Source organism: Occallatibacter sp., from assembly GCF_049510455.1.
Taxonomy (GTDB): domain Bacteria; phylum Acidobacteriota; class Terriglobia; order Terriglobales; family Acidobacteriaceae; genus Telmatobacter.
Window position 1 is genome coordinate 1 of sequence record NZ_JBEKYX010000119.1, and the last position, 12187, is coordinate 12187.

Sequence of the window (12187 nt, forward strand, 5' to 3'; positions counted from 1 at the left end):
ACGGGCTACTATGCGCTGGCTCCGGGCGCGGATGGCAGCATACGGCCATTTGAGGCTCCGCTGCTGAAGACTCTGGGCGAGATGAAGCTGCCGAGCGATGTGGACTTTCACGCGGCGCTGCTTCGCTTTGGCGATCTGGCGGGCGGGAACACCACTACCGTTGCGATTGAGGTGCCGCTGAGCGGTCTTGAGACAAAGCAGGATGCGAACACGAGTCTCTATACGGCGCATGTGATTGTGGCGGGACGCATCCTGGATAAGTCCGGCGTAATCGTGGAGCACTTTGGCGAGGATATTGTGAAGCGGGGCGCGCTGGAGCAGTTGGACCGCGATCATACGGGCACAATCGAGCTGCACCGGTACTTTTTGACCACGCCGGGCGAGTACACGCTGGAGGTTGCCGTCTCCGACGAGCAGCGCGGCAAGATGGGCGCGCAGCGCATACCGTTCACAGTGACTCCGCCGGCGGCGTTGAGCGATATGGTGCTGGTGCGCAAGATGGATCCTGTGCGTGAAAACGACGATGACGATCCTCTGGAACCGCTGCGCTATGACAAGGGCCGGGTGACGCCGAATTTGACAGGCGAACTGCCGGAGAATGCGAAAGGCGTTTCCATCTTCTATATCGCGCATCCAGACGCGGCAGCAAAAGACGCGCCGAAGCTGGAATTAGAGGTTTGGCACAACGGCAAGGCTGGGCAGCGCTCGACATTGCCGGTTCATCCGGGCGATACGGATGATGCGGCAATCCCATTTCTGTCGAGTTTTGGATCGCATGCGATGGCGCCGGGCGATTACAAGGTGAAGGCCTATTTTACGCAGGGCGGCAAGACGACGGAGAGCCAGCTTGCGTTCCACGTGGATGGCGAAGCGGCTACGATCATGGGCGGCGGGTCTGCCGCCAAGGTGGATGTATCGCTGACGGTTGGCGATACCGAGACGCATGGGCCAGGCGTGCTGGCAATCGGCGCCGCAACGAATCCGTTTCCGCCGCTGGCGGCCGCGGAGGCGCATCAGTTGGTTGAAGATGCGCGGCGGGCAGCCCTGGACTATAACGAGGGACTGCCGAACTTCATGTGTATCGAGGTGACCAACCGCTCGATCGATTCTTCGGCGAGCGGGCGATGGAAGCTGCAGGACACGATTGTGGAGCTGCTGCGCTTCCGCGACAAGACGGAGTCACGCAGCACGCTGGAAGTGAACGGCAAGACGAGTAAGGTGGATCGCGACGGTATGAAGGGCGCAGTTTCAACCGGCGAATTCGGCGGGGTATTGAAGTCGATCTTCGGGGAGAAATCAAAGGCGGAGTTTGCGTGGAAGGAGACCGACCAGTTGAATGAGCAGCCGGTGCAGGTTTTCAACTACAAGATTGCGAAAGAGAATTCGGCCTTCAGCGTAACGGACCTGGATAATCGCGAGGCAACGGTTGCGTTTCATGGTCAGGTGTTCATCGACTCGGTGACGCGGCGCGTGCGGAGGGTGACGCTGATTGCCGACGAGATGCCGCCGGCCTTCAGGACACGCGCAACGAGCATAGGCGTGGACTACGATTACGTGTCCATCAACAGCCACGACTACCTGCTGCCGGTGAGCGCGCAGATGCGGCTGGTGAAGAAGAATGCGGCGGGGATGCACTCGGCGCTGATGAACACGATGGAGTTCCGCGATTACAAGCGGTTTGGATCGAGCATGAGAATTGTGGATTACAACGAGGCCGGGGGTACGCCGCCCGCCGCGCCGCCCGCCGCACCGCAGGATAAGCCGGCAGAGGCGCCGAAGCCGCAGTAGCGCGAGCGGCTCAACTGAGACGCGACCTTAAGGCCGGGTAGCGTCTCAGTTTGAAGAAACTGCCACAGGGGCTAAGGAAGGTCTGATTAAGTCCGTGAAGCATACCTCAGCGGCTAAAGCCGCATTGATTTTGCTGCATTTATGTCACGGCTGAAGCCGTGACCTACCGTTCGTGCCACTTAATCAGGCAGTCCGTTTTATCCTTGTCATTATGCGTTTTGTTCTTTTGATGCTGGCCGCACTGGCCATGGAGGCCGCGGCACAGCAACCTGGTTTCGCGGCGAGCGAGCAGGCTGACAATCTGTTGAGCCAGGGCATTACGGCGCAGCAGGCGGGGAATCTACAGAGCGCGATTGAGAGCTACCGAAAAGCCCTGGCTCTGCGGCCCGATTTTGGAGACGCTCATGTGAATCTGGGCGCGGCGCTCTCCGCGGCTGGCCAGTTTGACGCGGCGATTGAAGAGGATAAGCGCGCGCTGGAGCTGGTGCCGGATAAAACCTCAGTGCGGCTGAACCTGGCGCTGGCATATTACAAGAAAGGCGACTGCGAGAATGCAGTGCCGCAGTTCAAGGCAGTCCACGATGAGCGTCCTGGGCAGCTCACAGCGGCCCTGCTGCTTGGCTACTGCAACGTGAAGCTGGGCCGGGCTGAAGAGGCTGCCGGGATGCTGACGCCGCTGGAATCGGCGAACAGCGACAATATGGATTTTGAATACGTGCTGGCGGATGCGCTGATTGAGAGTGGCAGGGAAGTGGATGGAATGCCGCGCATGGAAAAGGCCGCGGCCGCTACGAACTCAGTGGACGCATGGGTGATTGCGGGATCGGCAAGGCTGCATCGGCGCGAGTTTGAAGTGGCGCGCAAGGATCTGGACGCCGCAATGAAGCTGAATCCGGATTTTCCGGGGCTGGCTACGCTGGCGGGTCAGGCGCGGGATGCAATGGGCGACACCGATGCGGCGCAGCCGGCATTTGAAGCAGCGCTGCGGCAGAATCCGAAGGATTTTATGGCAAATCTCTACCTGGGCACGATGCACGTGAAGAAGCGTGAGTTCGACCAGGCACGGCCGCTGCTGGAAGCAGCGCTGCAACTGCAGCCGGAGATGGCGCAGGCGCGATTTCAGATGGCGAAGCTGAATGCGATGACTGGCAAAGAGGATGAGGCCGCAAAGGCGCTGGAAGAGCTGGAAAAAGCCGACCCGAACTGGCTCGATCCGCATGTCGAGCTGGCGGCGCTGTACTACAAGCTGCACCGCCCGGAAGATGGGCAGCGCGAGCGCGGCATTGTGCAGCAGCTTGACGCGAAGCAGCAACAGACAGGGGCGCCGCATGCACAGTAGCGCACACGATCAGCTCTTTGGCACGGCCTCTGTGATTTTTACGATGCGGTCGGCGCCGACGTTTTCGAGTTTCTGCACAATGCCGCTGGGCCAGGCGATTTCAACGGTGAGCGCGCGGGTTTCAGCGCCGAGTCCAAAATGCACGGGGCCCAGGCTCGATGAGGCATAGCCCACACTGGATGTCTGGTGGTTGTACTGAGCGCCGGCTTTGGTCACAACCTTGATGCGGGCACCGATGCCGTCACGATTGGATTTGACGCCGGTAAGGGCGATGTCGAGCCAATGGCCGGCATGCGGGCTGCGATTCATCCAGAGCTCGGCAGGGGCGTCAACGCTGGTGGCGACGATATCGATGCGACCGTCCCCGTCAAAGTCTCCAAAGGCGCAGCCGCGATGGCGCGCTATGGTGGCATCTGTGAATCCGGCTTCAGCTACGTAGGCTGTCCACTTGCCTCCGCCCGCGCCGGGATTGCGAAAGACAGCGTTAGGCTCGCCGAAGGTAATGCCGAGCGGCCAGGAACTGACAACATTGCCGCGGGCGACAAAGAAATCCTTCCAGCCATCATTGTCAAAGTCATAAAACCCTGCGCCAAAGCCGGACATTTTCATGCTGCCGGCGCGAATACCCGACTGCGATGTGATTTCCGTGAAATCACCTTTTCCAGTATTGCGATAAACGGGAAAGGTCTGGCCTTTGAGAGCGACATAGCCGATGTCCGGATAGCCATCGTTATCGATGTCCCGGAAATCGAGGCCCATGCCGGAGATGAATGCGGCATCCTCGGCGAGCGCAACGTTGGTTTGGAAGGCGACCTCTTCAAACCTGTTGCCCAGGTTGTGAAAGAGAAAGTTGTATTCGGCATCATTGGTGACAAAGATGTCTGGCTTTCCATCGAGGTCATAATCGGCTATGCCCGCGCCCATCCCTTTGCCCACCTGCTGGCGGATGCCCCATTCCTTCGAGGCATCTTTAAAAGTTCCGTTGCCCTGGTTGATGAAGAGCTGGTTGGGCTGGCCTTTGAAATTGCGGGGATGGCAGTACTCGGCGGTGTTCTCGGTTACGCAGCGCGGCTGATCGGAGTAGCTCCATTGCAGATAATTCACGACGAAGAGATCCAGCAGGCCGTCGTTGTTGACATCAACCCATACGGCGGCCACGGACCACAAAGGGCCGTACTCGGGATCGGTCCATTGATCCAGGCCCGCCTGCTTTGTAACGTCGGTGAAGGTGCCGTCGCCGTTGTTGCGATAGAGAGTGTTGCCATGGACGCCGGCTACGAAGAGATCGGGATGGCCGTCGTTATCGTAATCGCCAACAGCAACGCCGATATCGAAGCCTTTGCCGGCCAGGCCGGCATGCGCGGTGACATCGGTGAATTTGCCGTTGCCTTCGTTGCGGAAGAGGCGATTGGAATACCTGGCGGAGGTCTTTTTGAGCGTGGCGATATCCGCTCCATTGGTAAAGAAGATGTCAGGGCGACCGTCGCCGTTGTAGTCAAAAACAGCTACGCCGCCGGCCATAGTTTCAGGCATGTTCCTGGCCTGGGTGGGACTGCCATCGACCTGGAAGGGCAGCGTGGTGAGTTGGAATTGGATGGGCGCGTCAGGCTGCTGTGCCGGGACGAAGGAAGTAAAACCAAGAGTCGCCAGCGCCACGGATGCACAATAGATGATTGCTCTGGATTGCATTGCCTCTATGGATTGTACGATTTGCCGCGCATGCCGCAGTAGAATCGGAATTGCCATGCGATCCGTTTTGCCATTTGTACTGATGCCCGCGTTATGTGCGGCTGCGGGACTTACTGCGCAGCAGAGCGCGTCTCAGGACGATGCCAGGGCGCAGATGGACAAGGCGATTGCGGACTACCGATCAGGCGATCTGAATCATGCGCGGCGGGAACTTTCGGACTTTCTTGCGAGCCATCCGCAGGATGTTCGCGCCGCGGTGCTGCTGGGCTACGCGGACATCAAGCTGCAAAGAGATGCGGAGGCATACGAAGCCGTAGCGCCGCTTGAGAAAGGCAACGAAAACAATCTGGATCTTGAGTATGTGCTTGGCTACGCGATGATCCGAACCGGAAAAACCGATGAGGGCGTGCAGCGCATGGAGATGGTGGCGCGGGCACGCGGCGCTGCCGACGCGTGGATGGTTGCCGGAACAATGCGGTTTGAACGCAGCCAGTTTCATGAGGCGCAGGCGGATGCCGAAGAGGCGATCAAGATCAATCCGAATTATCCGGGAGCGCAGACGCTCAAGGGAAAGTGCCTGTATGCATCCGGCAACAGGTATGCCGCGGTGGAGGCATTTGAGGCGGCTCTGCGCAGGGAGCCGAATGATTTCGACGCCAACCTGTACCTTGGAATTTTGTACTCCGAGAAGGGAGATCATGTCTCTGCCCGTCCGCTGCTGGAACTGGCGTTGACGCTGCGCCCGGGCTGGCCTCTTGCGCGGCTGGAACTGGCCAAGGTTTACAAGTCCGAGGGCAATAACGCGGGAGCGATTCAATTGCTGGAATCGCTGGCGAAGTCCGATCCAGAGTGGGTGGAACCGCACATAATTCTGTCGACTATCTATTCCATTATGAACCGCCCCGAGGACGGCAAGCGGGAGCGGGCCATTGTGCAGCAGTTGGAGGACAAGCAGCCAGGGCCGTAGTTCCGGGAAGAGGGATCGAGACAAGTTGAAGCAAAGCGCTTGTATAGCGCAGAGGCGCAAAGCGGCAAATTGCGGTAAAAGACATTGCTCAGGAGCCCCTGGGGAGTGCTTTGGTAGTGTCTCAGTTTGAAGAAACCGCCTCGGGGGCTACCTAAAGCCCGGAAGTTTTGTAGCTTTTTCGGCACGGCTGAACAGGTTGCGGAAAAAGGCAGGTTTGGTGAACAAACATTCGCAGGGCCTAAAGGCCAGACTCATTTTGCGATAGTTACGCCACGAGTAAACTCGTGCTTTGTTACAAAGCTGGTCCGATTTGAGTTTTTCCGCAAACTGTGAAGCCGTGCCCTTTTAAAGCGATTGCAAACTGCCATCTGCTTGTCGAACCAAACTGGTCTCTCCCGATCTGATCCCAATCCGGTAAAGAACAGAAAAAATCGCCCGATGTATCCCTATAAGGAACTAGACCGCCTTGAATCGATGGAGGATAATCCATTTGAGGCGGAATACCTCGACTGAGCGGGCGGCTGCATGAGACTGCGCCGCACGAGGGCAGGGAATGGGCAGCTTCGGTGACGACCTGCGCAAGGAGCGAGTGACTCGCGGCGTTGCGCTGGAGGACATCACGGCGGTAACCAAGATCAGCCGGCACCATCTTCTGGCGCTGGAGCAGGAGAGCTTTCGCCAGCTTCCGGGCGGAATCCTGAATAAGGGCATTATCCGCGGTTACGCCGGCGCGATCGGTTTGGATCAGGAGGACTGGACGCAGCGTTTTCTGCGCGCTTATTCCGCCTCCGGCCAGATTATCGACGACGACCGCAACTGGGCCGAGTTTGCCTCGAACGTGGGCCGTGCCAGGCTGCAGAGGCATGACCAGCACGAGATTCGCGTGCGCTGGCTCGGCGCTTTGCTGCTTCTGGTAGCCGTTTCCGCGGGAGCCTTCCTTGTCGTACGCTACTACGGCATCCGTGCCGGCTGGTGGCAGCATATTCTTCCGTTTACTCACGTGCCGGCACAGACCAGCCCATCGGAGCCGCGCGACTCCCGCTTTATTGTGTCCTCCGGTAATTTTTCCGCTTAACCTCCGCATTGCTCCGTTCAGCCGTCTGAATCCGCTGCCCGATGACATGCTTTGCTCCAGAGCGGGGCTTCCAATTACCATTGTCAGTAGAGCGGCATCGGCAAGGCTAAAGCTCCCGGTACGGACTTTTGGTCCGCCCTTCCGAAGCGTCGGCTACTCCAAATACATCCCCGCAAGGGAGGATCCTAAATTGAGCGACCGTTTCTTGTTTACATCAGAGTCCGTCACGGAAGGTCATCCGGACAAGATTGCCGACCAGGTATCTGACGCTATTCTGGACGCATGTCTTGAGCAGGACCCCTATAGCCGCGTGGCCGCGGAAACACTGACCGCCACGGGCTTTGTGGTCATCGCAGGCGAGATCACCACCAAGGCCTATGTCGATTTCCAGACACTGGTGCGCGGCGTGGTGGCCTCGATTGGCTATAACAATGCGCTGTATGGCTTTGACTCGAACACCTGCGCGGTGATCTCGTCGATCAACAAGCAGTCGGGCGATATTGCCCAGGGCGTGGATACTGGCGGAGCCGGCGACCAGGGCATGATGTTCGGCTATGCCTCGAACGAAACTCCTGAGCTGATGCCAATGCCGATTGCGCTTGCGCACAAACTGGCGAAGCGGCTCACCGATGTTCGGAAAAGCGGCAAGATGTCTTACCTGCGGCCGGACGGCAAGAGCCAGGTGACGGTGGAGTACGACGAGAACCGCAAGCCGGTTCGTATTGATGCCGTTGTGGTGAGCACGCAGCATGCGGAGACGGTTTCAAACGACGAACTGCATGCGGACATTCTCAAGCATGTGATTCAGGCTGTTCTGCCCGCCGAGTTGCTGGACGAGCACACCAAGTACCACATCAATCCGACGGGCCGCTTTGTGATCGGCGGACCGATGGGCGATTCCGGACTGACGGGACGCAAGATCATCGTGGATACCTACGGCGGCGCGGGCCGTCACGGCGGCGGCGCTTTCTCGGGCAAGGACCCGACAAAGGTGGATCGCTCGGCCGCTTACATGGCGCGCTATATTGCCAAGAACATTGTGGCTGCGGGCCTGGCTGACCGTGTGGAAGTGCAGCTCGCTTACGCGATTGGCGTGGTGGATCCGGTTTCGGTTCTCGTGGATACGTTTGGCACGGGCAAGCTCAGCGGGCCACAGCTCACGGAACTGGTTCGCAAGAACTTCTCACTGACGCCGAAGGGCATTATCGAGAGCCTGAATCTGCGCCGGCCAATCTACCAGAAGACGGCTGCTTATGGACACTTTGGCCGCAACGAGCCTGAGTTCACGTGGGAAGCTACGGACAAGGCTCCGGTTCTCAAGGAACAGGCCGAGGCTGTACAGGCTGCGGCGAAGTAAAAACAATCTGCGCAAAGTTTATGGGGAGCCTGGGTGGCTCCCCATTTTCTTTTGCGGCAGTCCACAACCCTGTCACTGCTGTAGAATCTTTCCGTTACTCATTGTTTTGGAGCAAACTATGCGTCTTCCTGCTGTTGCACTGCTTCTGGCCGGCCTTGTGTGTGCGGCGTCTGCGCAAACCACCTCTACCGGCACCAAATGGGATTACATTGGCAAGTACGGTCCCCTCAACTGGGGCAAGCTGGACCCTGCGTGGAAGGCCTGCTCGGTGGGGAAAGAACAGTCCCCTGTCGATATTCGCAATGCGAAGCTGAACAAGGCTCTGCAGCCGATTGAATTTCATTACCTGACAGGGCCGGTGGAGATGGTGAACACTGGCCACACCATCCAGGTGAATGTGGCGCCGGGCAGCTACATCGTGTATGAAGGCGTTCGCTACGATCTGCAGCAGTTCCACTTTCACCATCCGAGCGATGAGGCGGTGAAGGGCAAGCTTTCCGATATGGTGGTTCACCTGGTACACAAGAGCTCCGATGGCAAGATCGCTGTTGTTGCGGTGCGGCTGATCGAGAACCGCGGGGAGCCGAATACTTTGCTTTCCACGTTGTGGCCGAGCATGCCGAAGGCTGTAGGGCAAACGGCAAAGGTTAGCGATCTGGTGAACCCCGGCGGGTTTCTTCCTGGGGATCGTGGTTACTGGACCTATACCGGCTCGCTAACTGCGCCGCCTTGCACGGAGGGCGTGAAGTGGCTGATCTTCCAGCAGCAGATGCCGGTGAGCCGGGAGCAGATTCGCGTTTTTTCGGCGATCTATCCGGTGAACTCGCGGGAGCTGCAGGATCCGCATGGGCGGACGATTGAGGCCAGCGAGTAGGGTTGGCCTTTGGATCACGGTTTCACGGCTGCTTGAGTTATCCTGTGCTGGGATAGATTGCAAGTTGCTTGTTTTGAGTGGATTGGATGCCGCTTCACAGTTTCTGTGTGGGGCTATATGGCTGTAAAACTGTGAAAGAGTGAGCCTGTCTGGGGAAAGCTGCTTGTTTTTCAGGGACATGCGGGGTTGGCTCCTTTCACAGATTCACAGTTTGAAGAGATCAGCAGCCAGGAATCAGAGATCAGAAAAGCGAAAGGCCCGAATCCGGTGGGATTCGGGCCTTGTTTTTTCTGCTCATTCTTAGTGTTGCATAAACGCCCGTAATTATATGCAACGCGCGCAAAGTTCTTTGGTATTTAGAATCAGCGAGTTAGAGCATTTCTCCTCATGCTGTAGAGCGGCCCCAGCGTGGCCGCAAAAACAAATACGCGGCGAGGGTGGGGTGCCCGAACTTTATACCTTCGGGAGAGATGCTTTAAGAAGTATTTTTCGGAAAGGGACTTGACAAGAAAAAGAGCGCTCCTTGCAGGGGTGTAATTTTTGGCACTAAATTATTATTTGGCACCAAATTTTCAATTAGTGCATAATTGCTTCATGAGTGTCAGGGCGAATCTTCATCTGGATGAGCGTGCGTACGAGTACATTTATGCCTACGCGCATGGCAAAGGGATACCGCTGGGGGCGGCGGTAAGCGAGATTGTGTTGAACAGGGCGGAAAATGCGCCAGAGGAAGAGACAGTTCTGGCTCCTCCAGAGTTCAGGCAGACGGAAAAGGGATATTGGGTGCGGGCGAAGAGGGAAAATGGCCTTGTGATTACCCCAGAGCTGGTGAAGGAACTCTCGGAGGACGAATTTGAGTACTGACCAGCGGCATCTGCTGGACGTCAATGTACTGATTGCAATTCTGGACGAACAACACAGCCATCATGAGGCAGTGAGACGCTGGTTCGACCAGGCAGGGATTGAGTGGGCTCTGTCTCCGTTTACCGAGGCCGGTTTTTTGCGGATCGTGACGCATCCACGTGTCGGGATGAGCATCGAGAAGGCCGAGGCGCTGCTGGAGATTCTGACGAAGGGGCCTGGATATCACTATCTGCCAATTACAACGAACTGGCGGACGCTGACCCGGCCATTTCGGAGACAGATTCATGGCCATAACCAGGTGACAGATGCGTGGTTGCTGGGGATGGCTTTGGAGGCTGGGATGGCGCTGGTTACGTTTGACCGGGCGATGCTGCATTTGGCGGGGGAGCATCGGGGGAGTGTGGTGTTGCTGGAGGGGTGAGGGTTTTTTCGTGCTTCTCGTCCTCCTTCAGAAGCGCGTCTTTCGGTATTGATCTATTTTTGATTGAATTTGGGGTCACAAACGAACGTCAATGAGCGCTTTGCTCTGTTATCGCCAGTTGAGATATTCCGGGCAGTATTGTTTTGACCGGGTGGAATCATTGAATCGTGAAGTGTGCCATTTGCCTTGACACTGCCTATTTTGCCCTGTTTACAATTTGCGAATCGATCTCAGGATAGATGTTCACCGGCGCGAAATGCGTGGATTGGGAGGATCGGATGAGGAAGAATCGCGTCAAGATCATCGCTTTGGCGTTTTTACTACAGCTTGTTTTACCTGGCGCAGGGAGACAGGCAGTTGCACAGGCCGGAACGGCAGCCTATCCGGCGATGGCTCCCCTGGATCAGTACCTGATAGCGGACGAGACATCCGAGATCGCGCTGGCTCGCAGTGCCGCGCCCCGTTCCATTTCCGATAAAGCCGAAGTGATGGTGCTGGGGCGCGCGGGCTATAAGACCGCGGTGAAGGGCAGCAATGGCTTTCTTTGCATCGTGGAGAGATCGTGGGGGCAGAGCACGGATCAATCGGAGTTCTGGAACCCGAAGATGCGCGCGCCCCATTGCTTCAATGCGCAGGCCACGAGGAGTTTCGCGCCCATCTATCTGATGAAGACCCGGCTTGTGCTGGCGGGAAAATCAAAGGCTGAAATCGCGACGGCACTGGATAAGAATCAGTTCTCGGCGCTGGAGCCCGGCGCGATGGCATACATGATGTCGAAGCAGCAGTACCTAAACGACACGGGCAAGAGCTGGCACCCGCATGTGATGTTCTTTTCGCCCGGCGACATGACGAAGAGCTGGGCTGCCGATGATTCCAACTCACCAGTCATGATGGCGAACGACCCGCAGGAGCGTGTGACGATTCTGTTCGTCGTGGCCGACAAGTGGTCCGATGGAACGGCGGCTCCGATGAATATGCCCTGAGGGTAATGGCTCAGCTTGAAAAATCCCGCAGGGGCTAAAGCCCCAAGACTTTATCAGCCGGATTTTCGGCACGACTGAAGTCGTGCCCTGTTACAAAACCCGACTCAAGTTGTGCCCTGTTACAAGGCAATTCAAACTGAGCCAGTACCAGGCCTCGCGCGCTTTGCCCTTCTATCAGCGCTGGATGGCGGCGAAGCGCAGCTCGAGGCCTGCATTGGTCTGTGTGACTTCGAGGCCGGTGAGGTCCTGGACGAGGTAGTGGGCGGCGGAGAGCTCTTCTGGCGTGTGCGAGAAGGTGGTGCCGATGACGGTGCAGCCCGCGGCTTCGCCGGCTTTGACGCCGGAATAGGAATCTTCGATGACTACGCAGTCTTCAGGCCGGAAGCCGAGGAGCTTTGCGCCTTCGAGATACGGCTGGGGGTGGGGCTTGCCCTGTGGCACGGAGCTGGCGGTGATGAGGCGCTCGGGAACGGGCAGGCCGATCATGGCGAGGCGCGTGCGGGCGAGCTTTTCTGTGGCGGAGGTTACGACAGTCCAGCGATGCGGGGGCAGGGCGGCGAGAAGCTGCTGGACGCCGGGGAGGATTTCGATGCCTTCGCCGTCAGCGCATTCGATTTCTTCAAGCAGCTTGAGTTCGGCGCCGGCGTCGAGGTCGGGACGCAGCTCGGCGGCGGATTCGATGGCGCGGCGACCGTGGATGACGGTGAGGACGTAGGCGGGGTCGAGGCCGCGCATGTTGGACCACTTGGTCCAGCTCCGCTCGACGGAGCCGAGGGACGAGATGAGGATCCCGTCCATGTCGAAGAGGATTCCCTGGCAGTGGAGGGTGA

General features: G+C 58.0%; 11 protein-coding genes. 9 read left to right on the forward strand and 2 right to left on the reverse strand.

The features are described from left to right. Positions 1–1788, forward strand: a 1788-nt coding sequence (locus tag ABSG47_RS18180; protein ID WP_424171149.1) for a hypothetical protein, incomplete at its 5' end; no start/stop codon positions are given. 211 nt (positions 1789–1999) lie between these two features. After that, positions 2000–3127, forward strand: a complete 1128-nt coding sequence (locus ABSG47_RS18185) for a tetratricopeptide repeat protein (protein WP_424171151.1) — start codon at positions 2000–2002, stop codon at positions 3125–3127. Positions 3128–3136: 9 nt separating this feature from the next. Here the strand turns inward: ABSG47_RS18185 and ABSG47_RS18190 are convergent, their stop codons facing one another. Then, positions 3137–4816 carry a CRTAC1 family protein gene (locus ABSG47_RS18190; RefSeq protein WP_424171153.1) on the reverse strand — a complete coding sequence of 560 codons (1680 nt, stop codon included), beginning with the start codon at positions 4814–4816 and terminating at the stop codon, positions 3137–3139. Positions 4817–4871: 55 nt separating this feature from the next. Here ABSG47_RS18190 and ABSG47_RS18195 point away from each other — a divergent pair, with 55 nt between their 5' ends. The 7 genes from ABSG47_RS18195 to ABSG47_RS18225 all read left to right on the forward strand — a co-directional run bounded on the left by ABSG47_RS18195 (position 4872) and on the right by ABSG47_RS18225 (position 11357). Next, the gene (locus ABSG47_RS18195) at positions 4872–5783 is read left to right on the forward strand and encodes a tetratricopeptide repeat protein (protein WP_424171155.1); all 912 of its coding nucleotides are present in this window, start codon (positions 4872–4874) and stop codon (positions 5781–5783) included. A gap of 553 nt (positions 5784–6336) precedes the next feature. Beyond that, positions 6337–6858, forward strand: coding sequence for a helix-turn-helix domain-containing protein (locus ABSG47_RS18200; RefSeq protein WP_424171157.1), 522 nt, complete (start codon positions 6337–6339; stop codon positions 6856–6858). Between the two features lie 190 nt (positions 6859–7048). Next, entirely contained in the window at positions 7049–8215 is a 1167-nt protein-coding gene (gene metK / locus ABSG47_RS18205) for a methionine adenosyltransferase (protein ID WP_424171159.1), read from the forward strand. 118 nt (positions 8216–8333) lie between these two features. Further along, positions 8334–9089 (forward strand): carbonic anhydrase, encoded by a 756-nt coding sequence (locus ABSG47_RS18210; RefSeq protein WP_424171161.1) that lies wholly within the window; start codon positions 8334–8336, stop codon positions 9087–9089. Between the two features lie 594 nt (positions 9090–9683). After that, complete coding sequence (locus tag ABSG47_RS18215) at positions 9684–9953, forward strand: hypothetical protein (RefSeq protein ID WP_424171163.1); 270 nt, start codon at positions 9684–9686, stop codon at positions 9951–9953. After that, the gene (locus ABSG47_RS18220) at positions 9943–10374 is read left to right on the forward strand and encodes a TA system VapC family ribonuclease toxin (protein ID WP_424171165.1); all 432 of its coding nucleotides are present in this window, start codon (positions 9943–9945) and stop codon (positions 10372–10374) included. The genes ABSG47_RS18215 and ABSG47_RS18220 overlap by 11 nt, the downstream gene beginning before the upstream one ends. 278 nt (positions 10375–10652) lie before the next feature. Then, complete coding sequence (locus tag ABSG47_RS18225) at positions 10653–11357, forward strand: hypothetical protein (protein WP_424171167.1); 705 nt, start codon at positions 10653–10655, stop codon at positions 11355–11357. A gap of 174 nt (positions 11358–11531) precedes the next feature. On the opposite strand, the gene ABSG47_RS18230 is transcribed toward ABSG47_RS18225, so the two are convergent. Then, positions 11532–12187, reverse strand: a 656-nt coding sequence (locus ABSG47_RS18230; protein WP_424171169.1) for an HAD family hydrolase, incomplete at its 5' end; no start/stop codon positions are given.

What these genes read in the sequence shown, in the direction of transcription:
- ABSG47_RS18200 (WP_424171157.1), top strand. Translation starts at nt 6,337, where the DNA reads ATGGGCAGCTTCGGTGACGACCTGCGCAAGGAGCGAGTGACTCGCGGC.
- ABSG47_RS18185 (WP_424171151.1), top strand. Translation starts at nt 2,000, where the DNA reads ATGCGTTTTGTTCTTTTGATGCTGGCCGCACTGGCCATGGAGGCCGCG.
- ABSG47_RS18225 (WP_424171167.1), top strand. Translation starts at nt 10,653, where the DNA reads ATGAGGAAGAATCGCGTCAAGATCATCGCTTTGGCGTTTTTACTACAG.
- ABSG47_RS18195 (WP_424171155.1), top strand. Translation starts at nt 4,872, where the DNA reads ATGCGATCCGTTTTGCCATTTGTACTGATGCCCGCGTTATGTGCGGCT.
- ABSG47_RS18215 (WP_424171163.1), top strand. Translation starts at nt 9,684, where the DNA reads ATGAGTGTCAGGGCGAATCTTCATCTGGATGAGCGTGCGTACGAGTAC.
- ABSG47_RS18190 (WP_424171153.1), bottom strand. Translation starts at nt 4,816, where the DNA reads ATGCAATCCAGAGCAATCATCTATTGTGCATCCGTGGCGCTGGCGACT.
- ABSG47_RS18210 (WP_424171161.1), top strand. Translation starts at nt 8,334, where the DNA reads ATGCGTCTTCCTGCTGTTGCACTGCTTCTGGCCGGCCTTGTGTGTGCG.